The sequence below is a fragment of the Botrimarina colliarenosi genome, from assembly GCF_007859955.1.
GTDB lineage: Bacteria > Planctomycetota > Planctomycetia > Pirellulales > Lacipirellulaceae > Botrimarina > Botrimarina colliarenosi.
Genome location: NZ_SJPR01000001.1, coordinates 1,679,418 through 1,698,396, shown reverse-complemented (window position 1 = coordinate 1,698,396; position 18,979 = coordinate 1,679,418). Strand labels below are relative to the sequence as shown.

General features: G+C 67.4%; 15 protein-coding genes and 1 tRNA gene. 6 read left to right on the top strand and 10 right to left on the bottom strand.

Annotation, left to right across the window (positions count from 1 at the left end; all coding sequences use genetic code 11):
• Positions 1 to 32: 32 nt before the first annotated feature.
• From Pla108_RS06685 to uvrA, 5 genes are all read right to left on the bottom strand, one after another.
• Positions 33 to 824: an anti-sigma factor gene (locus Pla108_RS06685; RefSeq protein ID WP_146444091.1), complete on the bottom strand. Its 792-nt coding sequence runs from the start codon at positions 822 to 824 to the stop codon at positions 33 to 35.
• Positions 821 to 1,441, bottom strand: coding sequence for a sigma-70 family RNA polymerase sigma factor (locus Pla108_RS06680; RefSeq protein WP_146444090.1), 621 nt, complete (start codon positions 1,439 to 1,441; stop codon positions 821 to 823). Before Pla108_RS06680 ends, Pla108_RS06685 begins: the two co-directional genes overlap by 4 nt.
• A 188-nt stretch (positions 1,442 to 1,629) precedes the next feature.
• A complete protein-coding gene (locus tag Pla108_RS06675) occupies positions 1,630 to 3,798 on the bottom strand; it encodes a hypothetical protein (RefSeq protein ID WP_197526302.1) in 2,169 nt (722 codons plus the stop codon).
• Positions 3,799 to 3,928: 130 nt separating this feature from the next.
• Complete coding sequence (locus Pla108_RS06670) at positions 3,929 to 5,350, bottom strand: alkaline phosphatase PhoX (RefSeq protein ID WP_146444088.1); 1,422 nt, start codon at positions 5,348 to 5,350, stop codon at positions 3,929 to 3,931.
• A 192-nt stretch (positions 5,351 to 5,542) separates the two neighbouring features.
• Complete coding sequence (gene uvrA, locus Pla108_RS06665) at positions 5,543 to 8,548, bottom strand: excinuclease ABC subunit UvrA (protein ID WP_231934308.1); 3,006 nt, start codon at positions 8,546 to 8,548, stop codon at positions 5,543 to 5,545.
• 220 nt (positions 8,549 to 8,768) lie between these two features.
• On the opposite strand from uvrA, the gene Pla108_RS06660 reads away from it, so the two are divergent.
• Entirely contained in the window at positions 8,769 to 9,698 is a 930-nt protein-coding gene (locus tag Pla108_RS06660) for a mechanosensitive ion channel family protein (RefSeq protein ID WP_197526301.1), read from the top strand.
• A gap of 13 nt (positions 9,699 to 9,711) precedes the next feature.
• Here Pla108_RS06660 and Pla108_RS06655 read toward each other — a convergent pair whose 3' ends face one another.
• Positions 9,712 to 11,073, bottom strand: a complete 1,362-nt coding sequence (locus Pla108_RS06655; protein WP_146444086.1) for a PQQ-binding-like beta-propeller repeat protein — start codon at positions 11,071 to 11,073, stop codon at positions 9,712 to 9,714.
• Positions 11,074 to 11,310: 237 nt separating this feature from the next.
• Here Pla108_RS06655 and Pla108_RS06650 point away from each other — a divergent pair, with 237 nt between their 5' ends.
• Genes Pla108_RS06650 through Pla108_RS06640 form a run of 3 tightly spaced genes read left to right on the top strand, consistent with a single transcriptional unit; the run spans position 11,311 to position 13,564 of the window.
• On the top strand, positions 11,311 to 11,526 hold the full coding sequence (locus Pla108_RS06650) for a hypothetical protein (protein ID WP_231934305.1): 216 nt from the start codon (positions 11,311 to 11,313) through the stop codon (positions 11,524 to 11,526).
• Positions 11,527 to 11,570: 44 nt separating this feature from the next.
• Entirely contained in the window at positions 11,571 to 12,263 is a 693-nt protein-coding gene (locus Pla108_RS06645) for a TIGR00266 family protein (RefSeq protein ID WP_146444084.1), read from the top strand.
• Entirely contained in the window at positions 12,239 to 13,564 is a 1,326-nt protein-coding gene (locus tag Pla108_RS06640) for a M48 family metalloprotease (protein ID WP_146444083.1), read from the top strand. The genes Pla108_RS06645 and Pla108_RS06640 overlap by 25 nt, the downstream gene beginning before the upstream one ends.
• A 47-nt stretch (positions 13,565 to 13,611) precedes the next feature.
• Here the strand turns inward: Pla108_RS06640 and Pla108_RS06635 are convergent, their stop codons facing one another.
• From Pla108_RS06635 to fusA, 3 genes are all read right to left on the bottom strand, one after another.
• Positions 13,612 to 14,031 carry a hypothetical protein gene (locus tag Pla108_RS06635; protein WP_146444082.1) on the bottom strand — a complete coding sequence of 140 codons (420 nt, stop codon included), beginning with the start codon at positions 14,029 to 14,031 and terminating at the stop codon, positions 13,612 to 13,614.
• A gap of 90 nt (positions 14,032 to 14,121) precedes the next feature.
• Positions 14,122 to 14,892: an NIPSNAP family protein gene (locus Pla108_RS06630; protein WP_146444081.1), complete on the bottom strand. Its 771-nt coding sequence runs from the start codon at positions 14,890 to 14,892 to the stop codon at positions 14,122 to 14,124.
• Between the two features lie 173 nt (positions 14,893 to 15,065).
• Positions 15,066 to 17,180, bottom strand: coding sequence for an elongation factor G (gene fusA / locus Pla108_RS06625; RefSeq protein ID WP_146444080.1), 2,115 nt, complete (start codon positions 17,178 to 17,180; stop codon positions 15,066 to 15,068).
• A gap of 385 nt (positions 17,181 to 17,565) precedes the next feature.
• Here fusA and Pla108_RS06620 point away from each other — a divergent pair, with 385 nt between their 5' ends.
• On the top strand, positions 17,566 to 18,387 hold the full coding sequence (locus tag Pla108_RS06620) for a CAAX prenyl protease-related protein (RefSeq protein WP_146444079.1): 822 nt from the start codon (positions 17,566 to 17,568) through the stop codon (positions 18,385 to 18,387).
• A 119-nt stretch (positions 18,388 to 18,506) separates the two neighbouring features.
• On the opposite strand, the gene Pla108_RS06615 is transcribed toward Pla108_RS06620, so the two are convergent.
• Positions 18,507 to 18,689: a hypothetical protein gene (locus Pla108_RS06615; protein ID WP_146444078.1), complete on the bottom strand. Its 183-nt coding sequence runs from the start codon at positions 18,687 to 18,689 to the stop codon at positions 18,507 to 18,509.
• A gap of 212 nt (positions 18,690 to 18,901) precedes the next feature.
• Between Pla108_RS06615 and Pla108_RS06610 the strand changes: the two genes are divergently transcribed.
• A tRNA-Val gene (locus Pla108_RS06610) sits at positions 18,902 to 18,975 on the top strand.
• The last annotated feature ends 4 nt before the right edge of the window (positions 18,976 to 18,979 follow it).

The window sequence follows — 18,979 nt, the reverse complement described above, 5'->3', positions numbered from 1 at the left end:
CCACAATGCAATTGGTTGCCCGCTCAAGCCGCCTAACGCGACGCCAGCAGCGGCAGCCGCGAGCGGTCCGACACGACCACGCCGCCCGGCTTCTCGACGGTGATCGCGAACAGTGTCGCCTTGGTCACCGGCAGCGTCGTGCGGATCGGCACGACGTGCTCCCCCTCGCCCGCCGGGATGTTGAACACGCCGCCGTCGACCGGGTAGCGCTCGTCGCGTTCGGCGTCGAAGACCCATAGCTGGTACTGCTCGACCGCCGGGTCGTTGGCCTTGAGTCCCCGGAACCGCATGTAGCCTTGCTGGGCCGCGTCGCTCCAGACGACGTCGCCGTAGGCGGCTTCCTCCGGAAGCTCTTCAAGCGAGGGGTCGTCTTGCGGCGCCCAAGCGACTTCGACCAAGTCATCGGCGGAGGCGACCAGCGCCTGGCGATTATCGAGCGGCGACGGCGCGGGCCGGCCCATCCAGAACGAGAGCAGCAGGCCCGCCGCGATGGCGAGCATCGTGTAGACAGGCCACTCGGCGCGCCGTGGCGTCACCGGCGTAACGGCCGAACCGCCGCGCGCCGCGGCGAAGTCGAACTCCGCCGCGTCGTCGAGCAGCCGCTCGCGGAGCAGTGGGGGCAACGACTCGCTCGCGCCGGCGGCGGCGAGCGTCGTGGCGACCAGGTCGTAGCCCTCGTCCGCGTCGGCCGAGCCGGCGAGCAGACGTTCCAGCTCGGCTGTCTCCGCCGCGTCGAGTCCCCACAGCGCGCGGTCGGCGAGCAACTCGTCGAGCCGCTGGGCGTCGTGGGGCGACGGTCCGCCACTAGCAGGCGTCGCGTTCATCGGTCGGCCTCCTGTTTGGTGGTGACGGGACGGGTCTCTTCGGCGAGCAATTCACGCAGGCGACTCAGGCCGCGGCGGGCGTGCGACTTCACGGTGCCAAGCGGCCAGCCGGTGAGGTCGGCGATCTGGGTCTGGCTCTGCCCTTCACACAGCGCGAGCCGCAGCACCCTCTGTTGGTCTTCGCTGAGCCGGGCCAGCTGGACGCGGACCCGTTGGGCCTCTTCGGCAACCTCAAACCCAAGGAGGGCGACGCCGTCCGCCTCGAAGGTCGTGGCGCCGGGGTCCGCCAGCTCCTCAATCGGGGGCGGCGCGTCGAGGCGGCTGACGTCGTTCTGGGTCATCGTCCGCCGGGCCGCTTTGCCACGCCGCACGAGGTCGATGATCCGCCGCCGGGCGATCATGGCGACGTAGGTCGTCTCGCTAGCGACGCTGGGATCGAACCGCCGGGCGTTCTCCCACACCGACAGAAACGCCTCCTGGACGGCGTCCTCGGCGTCCGCCGGCCGAGCGAAGTACCGCCGGGCGAGTGACCAAACGAGCCCCCCGTAACGGTCGAGACACCGCTCGACCGCATCGGAATCGCCGGCGGCGACGCTGGGGAGGACCGCTTCGGACAACAGGCTTCGCAGGGCTCGAAGAGGCGGGGAATTCTCGGAGGAATGGGGCTTTCGCAGGATCGCGCGGGCCGGATGCAGCCGCGGATCGCAAAGGCCTTCCGAGGCGAGATTACCGTCCCGTTCCGGCTGATGACACCCTCAGCCAGCGTGCGATCGTCGTAGGGCCAAGGCGCTTCGCTTCACGCCCCTCAGAATCGATTCCGCCTGGCGCGCCGTGCCAGCAGGGAGAAGCCGAGCAGCGTCGCACCGGCGGCTGCGGGCTCCGGAACAGTCATGGCTGGATCGCCGTATGTAGTCCCAAAGCGAAGCCGCCACAGCGTATAGTCGCGGTGATCAACGACGCCGTCGTAGTCGGCGTCGGCGACCGAGTCGCCCGACGACGCCGCGTCGCGCCAGACGGTGTAGTCCGCCGAATCGACCACGCCGTCGTTGTTGAAGTCCCCCTGCCATTGCGGAACAAGATGGATCGACACCGCGTCGGTGTTGGGGAGCTCGGCCGCAAGGTCTAGCGTAAAGACCTCGCCGTCCGTCAGCGTCGCGGTCAACAGGCCCTCCCCAAACGGGACCGCCAGGGACTCGCCCGGGTTGAGGGCGACGGGCTGGCCGTCGATCGAAAACTTGACGCCGAAGAGGTCGATTGTTGCGGGCGAGAGGAACACCGGATCGGACGGCGCGACGATCCCCCCGATCCACTCGCCACCCAAAATTCGTAGCGATCCCTGTCGCATCGAGACATCGCCTTCGATGCGTCCCCCCGCAACCGTCAACGTCGTGACGAGCGGTCCGCCGGAGCCGTTAATCAGTTTTGCTTCACCGACGACTCCACTGCCGATCCAGGCGGAGGACCCGTGCTCAATCGTCAGGGAGTCGATCGTTCCCCCCGCAGCGACCAGTTTGGACCCCTGAATCCCCGAGGTAGCGGTTTGTCTCCGGCGGAGGTCGAGTCGTCGCAAGGCTCCGCCGGCAAGATCGACCGACCCCGCTTCCGCCGAGGCAAAATCGACTTGGCCGCCTGTGATCGCGAGGTCTCCCTCGACGGCTTGAATGCGATCGATCACGCCCCCCTCAACCCGCACCGCGCCCCCCGCCAGAGCGCGAGCATTCGCGTCGAAGATGGGTTTCTCGTGCTCCCCGCCCCGGTAAATCACTACGCCGCCACCGAAGGCCTTGAGGGTTCCGTTGAGCAGGCCTCCCTCGACAATCAGCTCGCCAAGGCTCACCTCGACGTCGTCGTTGACGACTCCGCCCGGCTGGACCACGGCGCCGCCGCCGACGATGCCCAGAGGCCCGGGCACGATACCGCCGGCATCGATGATCAATGTCTGACCGGCACGCACGGATCGGAACGTAGGGGACAGCGACGCGAAATAAACGCCCGCTATCGGCGCCGGCGGCGCCGCGGGACTCAGCGTGAAGCTGACGCCCGAGGTCCGGAAGCCGTCGCCATCGCTCCGGGAAAACGCGAAGGGGGTTCCGTTGGGGAACACCCCGGCGATGTCCCGGGTAACGGTGATCGGTGTCGCCTGGTTGATGCTCATCGGCTGGCCATCGACAACGAACTCGGCGCCGACCAGCGTCGTCGCGCCGTACGCCGAGAGCCCCCCGCCGAAGGTCTTATCGAAGTACCCGCCGGAAAGAATCGCCTGCACCCCCGAGGGCATGCCGATCCCGTCGAGGAATTCGCCCCCGCGGATGTCGAGTGTCGCTCCCGCCTGAGCCGCAACCGAGTCTTCGAACCGGCCGCTGTTGACGGTCAGGCTTCCCGACGCCAGAACGTCGGTGAGGCTCCGTACGACCCCGCCGTTCACGACGAGGCTCCCCTCGTTGACGTCGAGGAATTCAACGTCGGCCCCTGCGGCGAGGACGCCCGTCCCCCCGTCGATCTCGTATCGACGGATGACGCCATCCGAGGCGACCGCGTGGCCACCGGATCGGACGGTCAGCGAACCGAGGTCACCCCCGGTGACCGACGCGATTGCTCCGTCTTCGACGATCAGCGTGTCGACCGCCCCGCCGCTCACCGAGACCGCGACGCCGTCATACACCCAAAGGTCATCGACCTCGCCGCCGGCGACGTTGACCTCGGTGTTGGTGAGCGAGATCGACGAGTCGCCGATGTAGACAGGGATCCCCCGTATCGTTCCGGACGAGGCGTCATAGAACGACGCGCCGTCGGCGATGTTCACCTGGGTGTCCGACGTCAGCACGCGGTTGGTGAGCCGGCCGAAGGCGTCGATCCGCGTGGGCAAGGAGTCGGGTGGGACGTTGTAGACCGTTGCGAACTGCGCTTTAACCGTTGTCCCTCCCAACAGCCCGAGGCTTGCGGCCAAGGCAAGGACTGTTGGTCGATAAGCCATGGAGGTCCTGCGTAAGCTAGGTAATCGATCGGCCCAACTGAGAAGGCCCTCAGCCTAATCTCAGGGCGACGTCCAGACAAACCGAACGGCGACTCCGCCATCACGGACCGTTCGTGCATGCGCGGTCCGCCTAACCGCGCCACGGCCCGGTGATCGCGACCGTCATCCCCGCGGTCTGCAGGTTCACGAACAGCGTTGAGCCGTCGGGGCTGAACGTGGCGCCGGCGAACTCGCCTTGCACGTGGTTGTGGGCCAGCGTGTAGCACTGCCCCGTTGGCGTAACGCCGACCAGTCGCACGACGTCGCCCTGGCGGTCCTCACACACCACGAGGTCGCCCCACGGGGCGACGGTGAGGTTGTCGGCGTTTTCGATCAGCCGCGAGTCGTTCGGCTCGAGGAACAGCTCGAGCACGCCCGGCTCGCTGCGTTCGCCCGGTTGGCCTTCGGAGCGGCTCGGCGTGTACTTCCAGATCTGGCCGATCCGCTTGATGCCGCCCGACGTGCAGGCGAAGTAGATCGCGCCCTCTGAATTGGCAGTCTGATCTTCGCCGACGTACCACATCCCCTCGCCCCGCGCGAACCGCGCCGCGCCGGCGGCGAACGCCCGCACACGCAGGTCGTTGTCGGGCGACTCGGGGTGGTCGAGGTCGACCCAATCAACTTCGAAACGGTCGCCGACCGAGACGGCGTGCGACTCCCAATTGCGGGTGTCGAGGGCGTGCTGGCCGCGGATGGCGAGCGCCTGGAGCTGGCCGCCGGCGACGAGCTTGCCGGGCTGGTCGGGGAGGTAACGGTAGATGCCACTCTCGTCGAGGTCCTCGGTCTCGTAGACCGCCCCGGAACGCGGATCGACGGCGATCGCCTCGTGCCGCATGCGTCCCATCGCCACGAGCGGCGTCGGATCGGCGAGCCGCGGCTCGGCGGTGGCGGGGACTTCGAAGCAGTAGCCGTGCTCCTTCACCAGCGTGAAGTCGTCCGAGGCGTCGAGCAGATTGCCCGGGGTGTCGGTCGTCTCTTCGCAGGTGACCCAACTGCCCCACGGCGTCGGCCCGCCGGCGCAGTTCCGTTCGGTTCCGGCGAGGCTCTGGAACTGTTTGACGACGCGTTGCCGCTTGGTGTCGTAGACGAAGGTCGTTGTGCCGGCGACGCCCGGCGTGCGGCCGGCGCCGTCGTCGAAGAGGCGATCGAGCGCGATCTTGTCGAGCCGCTCATAGTTCTCGCCGAACGGCCCGGCGTCGCCCGGCTTCGTCTCGTGGTTGCGGACGACGATCGTCAGCCCGTCGGGCCCGGCGAAGGTCGCCATGCCATCCGGAGAAGCAGAGACCAGTAGGCCATCGTCCATCGCGTCGCCGGTGCGGCTCACAACGCGGTACGAAAAGCCAGCCGGCAGATCGAGAAGCCCCGACGGGTCGGGCGTCAGTTCGCCGTAGCCGATGGCGCCAAGCAACGCGTCGCCGCGGGCCAGCGACGGGTGAACCAACGACCGCAGCCCGGCGAACCCGGCGGCGTACGCGGCGGAAGTACGGAGAAAATCACGGCGAGAGGCGGGCATGGCGGCGACAGAGTGGTCAGCGAGGATGGGATAGTGGCTGGATTATACGCTGAATCGGCGGTCCGTCTGCCTCCTGGTTTCTTCACGATTCGTTCATAAAAGATTGCCCGCGAATGACGCGAATCGGCGCGAATGCCAACTTCAAGATTCCCGCCTATTCGCGATATTCGCGGGCAGTCCCTTTCCTAAGACTCAGGCTTCTAACGCCCGACGGAGCCACTCGGAGGTGGGGCCGGGGCCCTTGGCGGCGACGTGCTCGGGCGTCCCGGCAGCGACGATGCGCCCACCCCCCGCGCCGCCGTCGGGGCCGAGGTCGACGATCCAGTCGGCCTGGCGCATCACGTCGAGGTGGTGCTCGATGACGAGCACCGTGGCGCCGGCGTCGACCAACCGGCCGAGCACCCCCAGCAGGCGCCGCACGTCGTCGGCATGGAGGCCGGTCGTCGGCTCGTCGAGCAGGTAGAGCGTCCGCGCGGGGACGCCCCCCTTGCCGGCGCCGCCGAGCTCGGCGGCGAGCTTCACCCGCTGCGCTTCGCCCCCCGAGAGCGTGTTCGCCGGCTGGCCGAGTGACAGGTACCCCAAGCCGACCGCGGCGAGCGCCTCGAGCGGCGCGTCGATCGACGGGGCGTCGACGAACAGCGGCAGCACTTCCTCGATCGGTCGGCTCAGCATGTCGGCGACGGTGAGCCCCTTGTAGCGCACCGCGAGCGTCGCGCGATTGAAGCGGGCGCCGCGACAGGCGTCGCAGGTCACGTAGAGGTCGGGCAGGAAGTTCATCTCGATCTTCCGCTGCCCCTGCCCTTGGCACTCCTCGCAGCGGCCCCCCTTCACGTTGAAGCTGAAGCGGCTCGGCTTGTAGCCACGCTGGCGGGAGAGCTTGGTCTTGGCGAGCAGCTTGCGGACCTCATCGAACGCGCCGGTGTAGGTCGCCGCGTTGGAGCGGGGCGACCGGCCGATCGGCGATTGGTCGATCGCGACGAAGCGGTCGAGGTGCTCCAGGCCTTCGAGCGCCGTGTGCGGGCCCGGCTTGGCGCCCGCCCCGTTGAGTTGCCGAGCCAAGGCCCGCGCCAGGGTGCCGACCACGAGGGACGTCTTGCCACTGCCGCTAACGCCCGCCACGCAGACGAGCTTGCCGAGCGGCAGCTCGAAGTCGTCGCCACGCAGGTTGTGAAGCGTCGCGCCGCGTAGCGCGAGCATCGGCGCCGGGCAGGCGGCGACCGCCTTGCCGTTCGACTTCGTCGTGATGCGTCGCTGGGTCGGCGTTGCGATACGCTCGGCGCCCGACAGGTAGCGGCCGGTCACCGACTCGGGGCACGCCGCGATCTGGTCCGGGGTCCCTTCGGCGACGAGATAACCGCCCCGCGCGCCGGCGCCCGGTCCGATGTCGATGACCCAGTCGGCGGCGCGGATCACCGCCTCGTCGTGCTCGACGACGATGACCGTGTTGCCCTGGCGGCGGAGGTCGCGGATCGCCTCGAGCAGGCGGTCGTTGTCGCGCGGGTGGAGGCCGATCGACGGCTCGTCGAGCAGGTACATAACGCCGACCAAGCCGCTGCCGACGCCAGTCGCCAGCCGGACGCGCTGCAGTTCGCCGCCAGAGAGCGTGTGGGCGGAGCGGTCGAGCGTCAGGTAGCCGACGCCCGCCTTCTCGAGAAACTCAAGCCGGCGGTGGATCTCGCGGACCAGCGGCTCGGCGATCGGCAAGCGGTCGTCGTCGAACTCCCCGGCGGCGAGGAGCCCCGCGAACCACGGCGCCGAATCGGCGATCGGCATCGCCCCGACATCGAATATCCGCTTGCCGGCGATGCGGCACGCCCGCCCCTCGGGCCGCAGCCGGGTCCCTTCGCAGTCGGGGCAGACGATCGCGTCTCGGAAGGCGTCGAGCCGGTCGCGCGACGCTTCGCGCGTCGTGGCGAGACGTTCTTGCTCCAATAACAGCAGCAGCCCGGGGAACTCCTTGCCGTCACCGGTGAGCAATTTCTGAACGCCGCCCCGCGGCCAGTCGGCGAGCGGCGTGTCGTCGGTCACCTTCAGTGCAGCAAGCAGCGGCGCGACCACGGCGAGTCGCTTCTTCTTCCCCGCGTCCGAAGCGGTCCGCCAGGGCGCCACGGCGCCGCCGACGAGCGACCGCGACAGGTCCGGCAGCACCAGGTCGGGGTCGAACGCCTCGACGACCCCCATGCCATCGCACTCGGGACACGCGCCGTAAGGGCTGTTGAAGCTGAACGTCCGCGGCTCGACCTCGGCGACACCGACCTTGCAGGTCGGGCACGCGTAGCGGGTGTTGAAGAGCCGCTCTTCCCAACCCGACTCGGCATTGTAGGCCGCCGCGCCGTTGGCGCCGTCGCCGTTCGAAGTCGCGGCGGCTTTCGCCTCGGGCGTCTGGAATACGACGCGGACGACGCCGTCGCCGTGCTTGATCGCCAGCCGCACCGACTCGGCGAGGCGTGTCTCGATCCCCTCACGCAGGACGACGCGATCGACAACCGCCTCGATGTCGTGCAGCTTCTGGGCGGTCAGCTCCGGGAGGTCCTCGATCGGGTAGGTGAGCCCGTCGATCCGCAGCCGGACGAAGCCCGCCTTGCGCGCCGTTTCGACGACGTCGGAGTGCTTCCCCTTGCGGCCCCGCACCAACGGCGCGAGCAGCATCGCCCGTGAGTCGACCGGCAGCGAGGCGACCGCTTGCTCGATCTCGCCGGGCGTCTGTTGCGTGATCGCCTCGCCACACTCGGGGCACGCCATCTCGCCGGCCCGCGCGTAGAGCAGCCGCAAGTAGTCGTGCACCTCGGTGATCGTGCCGACGGTGCTCCGCGGGCTGTGGGACCCCTGGCTCTGGTCGATCGCGACGGCCGGCTGAAGCCCCTCGATCCGATCGACGTCGGGCCGCGCCCGTTGCTGAAAAAACTGGCGGGCGTAAACGCTCAGCGAATCGACGTACTGCCGCTGCCCCTCGGCGAGCAGCGTATCGAACGCCAGCGAGCTCTTGCCGCTGCCGCTGACGCCGGTGATCACCACCAGCTGATTGCGAGGCAGATCGACGTCGATGTTCCGCAGGTTGTGGACCCGCGCGCCGCGGATGCGGATCGCGCCGCCGGATAACTCACCGTTGGTCCGGGAGCCGGCGACGCTAGTCTTCGGAGTGTCGTCCTTCAGGGCGTCAATCACAGGCGTGGCGGCGTCGCTAGCGGAGAGAATCACCTTACCAGCCCCCGGCGCCCGGCGGCGAATCACGTCAGCCTACCCTGCGGTCGCCCCCCGCTCAAAGGCCGGACGCCGCGAGGCGCGGCAGTTGCAACCCTCTCCGGAGGGACGCGATCCCCGCCCGCCGTTCCCTCTGGCTGGTCGCGAGGAACCCTGGCCGGTCCCGTTCCGACCAACCTGTCACCCGCTGCCTTCCCACCCCGAGCCAAAGACCCGCATGGCCGAACCATCCGACGCTGCGACCGCCGACGCCCTGTTCGAGAACGCCCCCGATACCCCCGAAGAAATGACCGCCGCGGTCACGTCGAGCCTCGGGGACCTGTGGGAGAGCTTCTTGCACCGACTGCCGTTCTTGGTGGCGGGGCTGCTGGCGCTCGCCGTAACCGCCGGAGTCGTCCGCCTCGTGCAGTATGTTGTCCGCCGCGTCTTGGTGACGGCGCGGGTGCGTCGCAACCTCCGCGACCTGATCCTGCAATTGACGGGGGTCTTGGTCTGGGTCATCGGGATCACTGTCGCGGCGGTGATTATCTTTCCCGGCATGACGCCGACGAAGGTCATCACCGGCCTCGGTATCGGATCGGTCGCCCTCGGCTTCGCCTTCAAAGACATCGTCGAGAACTTCTTGGCCGGTGTCTTGATCTTGTGGCGATTCCCGTTTGATCCCGGCGACTACATCGTCTGCGGCGATGTCGAGGGGACCGTCGAAGAGGTCACGGTGCGGATGACGTTTCTCAGGCACGTCAATGGCGAGCTCGTCGTGCTCCCGAACGCGCGCGTCTTTAAGGAGGCCGTGGTGGTTCGCACCTCGCAGCCCGTCCGACGCAACACCGAGATGACCGGCGTCGCCTACGAGGCCGACGCCGACCAGGCGCGCGAAGTGATCCGCAACGCGGTGGCGTCGTGTAAATCGGTCGTCGACGACCGGCCGGTGGAGGTCTTCCTCCATTGCTTGGGGTCGTCGAGCGTCGATTTCGCCGTCAGTTGGTGGAGCGGCGCGCGTCCGGTCGACGAACGCTCGTCGCGCGACGAGGTGCTCACCGCTGTCAAACGCGCGCTGGGCGAGGCCGATATCGAGATCCCATGGCCGCAGCAGGTGGTCACCTTCAAGAACGGCTTGGCGTTGGAGCGGGCCCGTGCGGAGGAGTGAGCCCGCGACGCCGTCACTCGGCCGCTAGGTTCACCCGGACGATCTCCTTGTCGTTCCGCGCGAAGACCGAGCGCTCGGCGAACGCCGGGTGGCTCCACAGCACGGGGCGGCCGAAGGCGTTGCCGGTCGGCTCGAGCAGCGGCTGACGGGCGATCTCCTCGTACGCCTCGGGCGTCAGGCGGGCGAGGATCAGATCGCCGGTCTCGCTGGTGAGCCAGTAGCGGTCGGATTCTCCCTGGCGGATGACGAAGACGGTGCCGTGACGCGCGCGGCTGCGGCGCTCCGCCTTGCCACGCGTCGGCAGCTGCGACTCCCAGTGGCGTTCGCCGTTGGCCGGGTCGATCGCGACGAGCGAACTGCTGTTGGCGTCGACGGCGTAGATCACGCGGCCATCGGCGTCGGCGATCGGCGAGGCGTTCGCCGCCGACGCGGAGGTCTTCGCCTCACCCGACCAGAGGATTTTGGGCTCGGCGCCCTTCGCGGGGAGTTGGAAGAAGACCGAGGGCCCGCCGTAACCGGTCACGAAGAGCCGATCGCCCATCGGCAGCGGCTGAGCGATCGACATTCCGTACGAGGAGAGGATCGGCACGCTCCAGAGCGTCTCGCCGGTGGCCGGGTCGAGGCCGCAGGTCGCCTCGGGGTCGAACACCACCAGCTGCTTCGCCCCGTTGTGCTCGATCATCATCGGCGGGCAGTATCCCACCTCGTTCTTCATCGAAGGGGTCGATAACGCCCGCCACTTATCTTCCCCGGTCAGTTTGTTGAAGGCGACGACGACACTTCCGTCGCCCCCCACCAAGCAATAGAGCGTGTCGCCGTCGACCAGCGGGTGGGCGGAGTGCCCCCACAGCGGCGTCGGGGCTTGGTAGTCGTCGGGGAAGAACTTCGACCAGACAACCGTTCCATCGGAGGTCCGCAGGCAGCGCAGGTCCCCCTCGGGGCCGAGCGTGTAGACGTGATCGCCATCGACCGTCGGCGTGCAGCGGGGACCGCCGGGGTACGAGATGTCGTAGTCCCGCTCGTACTCGTGGCGCCAGACCTCGTCGCCGCTCGTAGCATCGAGGCAGCGCACGCGTTCGATCCCCTTCAGCTTGTCACGGGCTCCGGGCTGATCGGTGATCTCGCCGTCGGTCCGCTCGTACTCGAAGAGATAGACCTTGCCTTCCGCGACGGCGGGGCCGGCGTAGCCCAGGTTCACCGGCGTACGCCACGCATAGTCGAGCCCCTCGTCGGGCAACGTCGCGGCGAGCCCTTCCTCGCGCCAGACGCCGTCCCGCTGCGGGCCACGCCACTGGGGCCAGTCGTCCGCCCCCGCCAGCGAGCCCGAGAGCAACAAAACAGCGACCAATGCGGCGGATCGAGCACGGCGTGACATAGAGGTTTTCTCCCAGAATAGCGGCGGAACGCGGAACACCGAGGATTCTATACCGGCATTCGATCGGGCAAGCGCCGTAATTATGGTTGCACGCCGCAATGCTCTGCGGGCACAATAACCGCCACGTCGAGCGCCTGCCGGCCGAAGCCGAACGGCCAATCCCTCGTTTTGCTCCCAGTACCGATCCTCCCCGTACCGAGCCGCGACGCCATGCCTGGTTTGAATTCGTTAGTCGGGATGACGCCCCTCCTCGCCCGCCGGGGCGGTGGTTTTGGCCAGATCATCGGCTGGTTCATCCGGATCGTTATCTACGACATCATCGTGACCGGCATTGCGGACGTCCTCGGCGTGTCGCGGATGGTGGCGCTGTTCATCTTCCTCGGGATCCTCATGGCCATCGGCGCGGTCGGCTATGTGATGAAGCAGAAGTACAGCCCGGGCGTCGAAGACTGACGCAGCCGTCGTAGTAAGAGGCGTGGCCGATCCGGCGCGACAGCATGCAGTTTGAGGTCGAGCACGCCCCGACGTTCTCTGTCCTGACGGTCTCTCTCGACGAGGGCGAGACGGTCTACGCGCAGCCGCACGCAATGGTGTCGATGACGCCGCGCGTCGAGATCCGCGCAAAGCTCGGCGCCCAGCAGGCGACCCGCGGCTGGATCGGCGGCCTGAAGAACCTGCTCACCGGCGAGTCGCTGTTCGCCGCGATCTTTATGGCCAAAGCGGCGGAGCAGCAGGTGGTGCTCGCCCCCGAGACGATCGGCGAGGTCTTCTCGCTGCCACTCGGCGAGGGGCGTGGCTACTACCTCACGCGCGGCGCCTACCTCGCGAGTTCTCCCGAGGTGCTTCTCGCCGTGAAGTACGGCGGCGTGCGTGGCTTCCTCGCCGCCAAGGGGTGGTTCCTGATGCACGCCACCGGCGAGGGGACCGTTTTCTGCTCGAGCCACGGCGCCATCGTCCGCCGCGAACTAGCCGAGGGGGAACGCTTTGTCGTCGATAACAAGTACGTCGTCGCGTTTAGCGACACCGTCGAGTACCAACTGGTCAAGGCGACCGACTCGTTGAGAGACTCCGTCTTCTCCGGCGAGGGATTGGTGAACCGCTACACAGGGCCCGGTACGGTCTACTACCAGACACGCAGCCGCCCCTCGATGGGAGGCCTCCTGGCGTGGATCTTCCAGGCCGCGACCTAAGCCCGACGCGTGACGAGCTGCTCGCTCGCCACGCCCGCGACAACGCCGGCGCCTCGATGGCGTTCGCCCTGCGTTGCAGCGCGCTCATCGCCGCGCTCGTTCTGATCGACTGGCGCGGCTTGTCGGCGGAACCGCTGCCGGCCGGAATCTTCCTCGCCGTCATGCTCGGCCGCTACTTGGCGGACCTCGTCCCGCTCGCCGGACGCAAACGCAAACAGATCCGCGACCTGCGACCCGAGACCAAGTTCGGCGTCCACGACCGGCAGTCGCTGCTTTCGCTCGTGAGCGATGTCGAGGCCCGGCTCGGCATCCCCGCCAACCGCTACCCGGTCTACCTGGTGCGCGAAAAATCGCTGAACGCGGCCGCCGTGTCGCTGGGGCTCGATAGCCTGCTTGGTCGGGTCGATGGGGTCTACTTGCACCGCCAGACGCTGCACGTCCTCGAGCCGCGCGAGCTCGCGTTCGTCATCGGACACGAGCTGGGGCACTGCCACCGCTACTACCTGAAGTCGTCCCGCTGGGAGCTGCTCAACCTGCTGCTGGTCGCCGCGGCCGGGTTGGCGGCCGTGCCGCTCGCGAGCGGTTGGGGTTGGTTGGGGGTGTTCGGCCTTGGCCTGTTGGCGGTCGCCGTGCTCTACGCGATGCGGAGCCAGTCGCTCGCCTCGATCCGCACGATCGAGCACCTCTGCGACGACTACGGCGCCCGCGCCGCTGGTGTGGTTAATGGCGTCAACGCGCTGCTGAAAATCGCCTCCGAGTCGGAGGCGGCCAACCGCGTCACGCGATTCTGCCTCGAGGTCGGCCGCCAACGGGGCGATATCGACCCGCTGGAGTTGATGGCCGAGTACGAGAAGGCGGCGCCGTTCGGCAAACTCGACCCGGCCGAGGCCGACCGCTTCCTCGCCGCCAGCCTGCAAGAGGTCGAACGCCGCAAGCAGGGGCTGTCGTTGCGGGGGATGCTCGATTACCTCAACGACTCGGAAGTCGACGAAGACGCCCTCGACGAGCTGCGGGTCCTCTGGAAACGCCTCGACGAAGTCCAAGCGATCGACTGGACCAAGCCACTCCGCGAGACCGGCGCCAAGCAGCTGACCGAAGAGCAGATCGACCGGGTCGTCGCGGCGCTCGCGGCGAATCCCGCCGCGGTCCTCAGCCGCACGCCCGAGGAGCTCGCCGAAGAGACGACGCACCCCACGACGCGCAAGCGGGTCCTCTACCTCTGGCAGAATCGCGACGCCATCAAAGCGGCCGCCAACGACACGACCGGCGATGGCGCCCGCGGGAATCCCTACCTGCGATAAGACGCAGGCGTTCTCACAGAAAGGGACGCCGCTCCGCGCGCCGGGCGTTACATCCGGCGGGAGAGCCGGGCGTAGCCGAGGCCCAGCACCGCGCTGGCGGCGAGGTCGCCCGCCAACCACCACCGCGCCTCGCCCGCATTGACCGACTGCCCCGAGAGGTGCAGCAGCGACGCCCAGGCGAACGCCAAGAGCAGCAGGTACATCCCCACATGGACCCGACGGACGAACCCGGCCACCGCAGCGGCCTGCGAGTCGCTTGACGCGTTGTTCACATCCGAAGCAATCGCTTCACGCAAGCGGCGTGAGATGTCGGCGTCCGACCCGATGCCAATTAGCGCGACGCTAGAAAGCAGCGGTCCCGAGCCCGACGTCAGGGTGATCGCCACACCGGTGACGCCCAACGCGATCCACCACGGGGCCGCGTGGCTCAGCCGATCCGGCAGTTCGTCGATATGCGGAATCCCCATAGGTTTCAGCATAACGCGACGACCGCGAGACCGCAAAAAGTCGCCGGGGCCGCTAGCGACGCCCCCCTCAAAAGAACTGCTGTCCTGCCTTCAGAGCCGGGAATAGGGCTTCGGCGTCCAGTCGCTTTTATGAATTGTGCTGACAGTCCCCTCGTACTTCTTAACGACGCGCAACTTCAGCCACTCGGGGTGGGAACTGAACTTCTTCCACGCCGCGTCGCGGGCCGTCGCGTCGTCGTAAACGGTCAGGTAGGTGAGGTTCGGCATCCGCTCCCCCACCATCGTCCGGCCCATGAAGACCGGCGCCACGCCGCTGGCGAGGAAGATCGGTACTTCGCCCGAGTTAAACATCTCGACCTTCAGGTCGCCGGTGCGTTCGGTCGGGCTCTCGTAGGTCCGTAGCTCGAACAACCGATCCCGCCCGGCGGCCTTTTGCTGGGGGACCTCCGCCGTCGGCCAGCAATCGAAAGCGAGCAACAGCTCGCTGCGGATCCGGCGAAGCAGAGGCTTGTCGAACGGCGTCGCCAGGTAGTCGGCGGCGGCCCGCTGGTAAGCCGCGTCGTCGGCCAGCTTCGCCGCGGCGCCGGTCACCGCGTCGGTGTCGGGGCCCGCGATCAGCAGCATCACTTCGATCGGGGCGTCCGGCGCGGCGTTGGCCTGATCGAACGCGCCGATCGGCCCCAGCCCCTGCCGCTCTAATGCCGGGACCAACGCCGATTCAAGGTGCGCATCGAGCTTTGCCTCGGCCGCTTGGTCGACGAGCGTGTAGGTGCGTAACTCGTAGACCTGGTTGTCGGCGGCGACCAACGAGGTCGCCAAGCCACCCGTCAGAGTGAGGGCGAAGAGCATGCGTGAAATCATTTTGATTCTCTGACGCTGGAAGGGATGACTTGGGGGGTGACTCGTGTCGCTAGGTTTTTATAACAGCCCGCTCAACGCCGGAGCGCTGACAGTTAGCCGACCGCGCGTCGCAAAAAACAAGCCCGGCGGTTTCCCGCCGGGCTTGTCGTCGTTCTGAAATCACGCCGCGAGGCTCACCGGGCCTCTTCTTCCTTCTTGCGGGCCTCGACGATGTCGGTCTGGATGTTCGATGGCACCTCGCCGTACTTGGCGAACTCCATCGAGAAGGTCCCCTGACCCTGCGTCTGGCTGCGCAGTTCGGTCGAGTAGCCGAAGGTCTCGGCGAGCGGCACTTCGGCGATGATCTTGCAGATGCCGCCGTTGGTCTCGGTCTCGACAATCATGCCACGCTTCGAGCTGACCTGGCCGACGACCGAGCCCTGGAAGTCCTCGGGGCACTCGATTTCCATCTTCATGATCGGCTCGAGCAGCACCGGCTTCATCCGGCCGAAGTGCTCGCGGAAGCACTCGCGGGCGGTCAGCTTGAACGCCATGTCAGACGAGTCGACGTCGTGGTACGAGCCGTCCTTCAGCTCGACCGTCAGACCGACCACCGGGTACCCGGCGAGCGGGCCCTTGTCCATCATCTCCTCGAAGCCCTTCTTGACCGCGGGGATGTACTCCTTGGGGATCCGGCCGCCGGTGACCTTGTCGAGGAAGTAGAACTCGCCCACTTCGCCGCCGGCCTCGACGATCGTCGCGCGATCCTCGTCCGACATCGGTCGCATGCTGCCGACGATGTGGCCGTACTGGCCGGAGCCACCCGACTGCTTCTTCCGCTTGTGGTCGAAGTCGAAAGCCAGCCGGCCCGACTCGCGGTAGCTGACCTTCGGGGCGCCGACCTCGACCTCGACGCCGTACTCGCGCTTGATGCGCTCGACGTAGATCTCAAGGTGCAGCTCACCCATCCCGGCGATGACCGTCTCGTTGGTCTCGTCGTCGGTGAAGACGTGGAACGTCGGGTCTTCCTTGCGGAAGCGCTGCAGGGCCTTCGAGAGCTTGTCGGTGTTATCGCGGCTCTTGGGGGTCACCGACATCTTGATCACCGGGTCGGCGACGAAGATGTTCTCCAGCGAGATGTAGTTGGGCTCGCTGCAGTAGGTGTCGCCCGACGCGCAGTCGATGCCCATCACCGCGATGATGTCGCCCGCCTCGGCGCGGTCGATCTCTTCACGCTTGTCCGAGTGCATCCGCACCAAGCGGCTGAAGCGCTCTTTGCGGCCGGTCCGCTGGTTGAAGTAGGAGTTCCCCTTCTCGATCGCGCCTTGATAAATCCGGGTGTAGGTCAGCTGGCCGTACTCGTCGTCGGTGATCTTGAAGCCCATCGACACGAGCGGCTTATTGGGATCGGGTTCAAGACGAATCTTCTTGCCCTCTTCGGCGGGGTCGTTGCCGTAGTTGGTGACCTCGGTCGGGCTCGGCAGGTAGCGCGTGATCCCGTCCAAGAGCGGCTGGACCGACTTGTTCTTGAACGCCGAGCCCATGAAGACCGGCGTGAACGACTGGTTGATGACGGCCTCGCGGACGATCTTGTGGATCTCATCGGCGGTGATCTCTTCCTCGCCGAGGATCTTCTCCATCAGCGAGTCGTCGTACATCGAGATCGCCTCGAGCATCTCGTGGCGGTACTCCTCGGCCTGCTCCTTGAGCTCGGCGGGGATCTCCTCGACCCGGATCGTCTCGCCCTTGTCGCCGTCGTTGTAGTAGGCCTTCATCGCGACGAGGTCGACGACGCCTTGGAAGTTCTCTTCCTTGCCGATCGGCAGTTGGAAGAGCACCGCGTCGGCGCCCAGCTTGTCGCGCACCTGCTTGACCACCTTGAAGGGGTCGGCGCCGGTGCGGTCCATCTTGTTGATGAACGCCAAGCGGGGGACGTTGTAACGCTTCATCTGGCGGTCGACGGTCATCGACTGCGACTGCACGCCGCCGACGCTGCAGAGCACCAGGATGGCGCCGTCCAGCACGCGCAGCGACCGCTCGACCTCGACCGTGAAGTCGACGTGGCCCGGCGTGTCGATCAGGTTGATGGCGTAGTTCTTCCACTTGAGCGACGTGGCGGCCGACGTGATCGTGATGCCGCGCTCTTTCTCGAGCTCCATGTGGTCCATGGTGGCGCCGTCGCCGCCGCCGCGGACGTCTTCGATCTTGTGGATCCGACCGGCGTAGAACAGGATCCGCTCGCTGAGGGTCGTCTTGCCCGAGTCGATGTGGGCCGAAATGCCGATGTTGCGGACTTTCGCGAGGTTCATGGTCGGGGGTCCTTGGACAGCGTCCCGCAGCCTAGCGGGAACGCCTCAAACAACTTGCTAAGTGGGGGGGAAGAAACGGGGCCGGGCCGGCCGGGATGGGCCGGCCTGCTGAGTCGCTGGCGGCCCCGCGCACCGGTAGCGCAGGCCGCCAAGCGGGCCGGAGCCCCGTATCTTAGCGACCTAGCCCGCCGCGGATAGGGCATCTGGCGGCGAAAACGGGCCGATCGGGAGACTCCCCGGGCCCTGGCGGTGAGGGCTCCCTGCCCGCGTACCCGCGAAGGCGTCCGCGGGAACCCTCACCGCCAGCGTCCGGAGTGAGCTACTCTTTACGCTCCTCCCCAGTCCACCGTTCAACAGCCCCAAGTTCAGCGGCCCCAGATTCTGCATGCACGACGACGCCGAACTCGACACGCCCCCCCCGCCGTCGGGCCGCTGGCTCGACGCCGAGAACGCCTGGACCTACCTCCTCCCCATGGCGGTCTACCTGGGGCTTAGCAGCTTCGAACCGGCCGCCCCCTCTCCGGGACAGCCCGCCGAGCCGGGCGTCTTTGGCCTGACCTACGACCACTATCCGGCTATCTACACCGTGAAGCTGGCGATCACCGCCGGCGTCCTCTGGCTCTGCCGCGCCAGCTGGGGGCAATGGCCCCTGCTTAAGAATGGAAAGCTGAACGTCTCGCCAACCGCGATCGGCGTCGGCGTTGTCGGCGTGGTTCTCTGGATCGCCTGCTGCGAACTCCGCGTCGAGACCAAGCTCGTCGAAGCGGTCGGCGGCCCCGAGAGCCCCGCCATGGGGGTGCTCGGCCTCCTGGGGCTCGGCGCCGAGCGGCCGGCGTTCAACCCGCTCGAGCGGATCGACAACCCGGCGACACGCTACGGCTTCCTAGCGGTCCGGTTCCTCGGCCTCGCCATCCTGGTGCCGATCTTTGAGGAGTTGATGCTCCGCGGCTGGCTGATGCGCACGATGGTGAGCCCCAACCTCTGGCGGGTCCCCTTCGGCCGCGTCACCGCCGCGTCGGTCGTCGTCGGCACGGCGTTCCCGATGCTCTACCACCCGGAGAAACTGGCGTCGCTCGTCTGGTTCAGCCTCGTGACATGGCTGATGGTCCGCACCAAGAACTACTGGGACTGCGTCGCCGCCCACAGCATTACGAACCTGCTCCTCGGCCTCTACGTGCTGTGGGCCGGGGCCTGGCATCTGTGGTAGACCCCTCCACGAGCGGGGCGCCCCAACCGACTTCTGGGGGTCGTACCCCCGACAGGACACCGTGGTCGTTCCAACAGTTCAGGCTCGCGCGAGGCGTTCGCTCACGAAGCGGCCGTTCTCTACGGGCTGACATCCGCGGCGGCGACTTGCCCAACGCGCGGCTGCGATTCGGGACCTGCCGAGCTGTAAGCGATCGCCGCGATGCCCGTAATCCAGGCCAGGACGAACCCGATGGTCTCGCCGTAATAGACGAGGCCGTTCCAACTCATCCAGCGGGGGCTGGCGGCGGCGGGGCGAGACATGGCGGGGGGCAGATGGGGGGAAGCGATCAGCGGTAAGCGGCAATTACACCGCGCCGCCGGAAAACCAGCAATAGCAAGACCGGCGCCCCCTTCCCCCCTTGCTAGCGGAGCCCCGACAGCGTCCGCCGATCATCCCCCGGGCAGGGCTGGCGTGCCCGCCGCCCGCCGCTATACTACGAAGCTCGCCGGAGCGTCTTACCGCCTCGGCCGAAGGGCGCGTAGCTCAGTTGGTTAGAGCGCTTGCTTGACATGCAAGAGGTCACAGATTCGAGTTCTGTCGTGCCCACTCT

Excerpts from the sequence above, each read along its gene's own strand:
- Pla108_RS06685 (WP_146444091.1), bottom strand. The coding sequence starts at position 824 with ATGAACGCGACGCCTGCTAGTGGCGGACCGTCGCCCCACGACGCCCAG.
- Pla108_RS06675 (WP_197526302.1), bottom strand. The coding sequence starts at position 3,798 with ATGGCTTATCGACCAACAGTCCTTGCCTTGGCCGCAAGCCTCGGGCTG.
- Pla108_RS06670 (WP_146444088.1), bottom strand. The coding sequence starts at position 5,350 with ATGCCCGCCTCTCGCCGTGATTTTCTCCGTACTTCCGCCGCGTACGCC.
- Pla108_RS06660 (WP_197526301.1), top strand. The coding sequence starts at position 8,769 with ATGGCCGAACCATCCGACGCTGCGACCGCCGACGCCCTGTTCGAGAAC.
- Pla108_RS06655 (WP_146444086.1), bottom strand. The coding sequence starts at position 11,073 with ATGTCACGCCGTGCTCGATCCGCCGCATTGGTCGCTGTTTTGTTGCTC.
- Pla108_RS06650 (WP_231934305.1), top strand. The coding sequence starts at position 11,311 with ATGACGCCCCTCCTCGCCCGCCGGGGCGGTGGTTTTGGCCAGATCATC.
- Pla108_RS06645 (WP_146444084.1), top strand. The coding sequence starts at position 11,571 with ATGCAGTTTGAGGTCGAGCACGCCCCGACGTTCTCTGTCCTGACGGTC.
- Pla108_RS06635 (WP_146444082.1), bottom strand. The coding sequence starts at position 14,031 with ATGGGGATTCCGCATATCGACGAACTGCCGGATCGGCTGAGCCACGCG.
- Pla108_RS06630 (WP_146444081.1), bottom strand. The coding sequence starts at position 14,892 with ATGATTTCACGCATGCTCTTCGCCCTCACTCTGACGGGTGGCTTGGCG.
- fusA (WP_146444080.1), bottom strand. The coding sequence starts at position 17,180 with ATGAACCTCGCGAAAGTCCGCAACATCGGCATTTCGGCCCACATCGAC.
- Pla108_RS06620 (WP_146444079.1), top strand. The coding sequence starts at position 17,566 with ATGCACGACGACGCCGAACTCGACACGCCCCCCCCGCCGTCGGGCCGC.
- Pla108_RS06615 (WP_146444078.1), bottom strand. The coding sequence starts at position 18,689 with ATGTCTCGCCCCGCCGCCGCCAGCCCCCGCTGGATGAGTTGGAACGGC.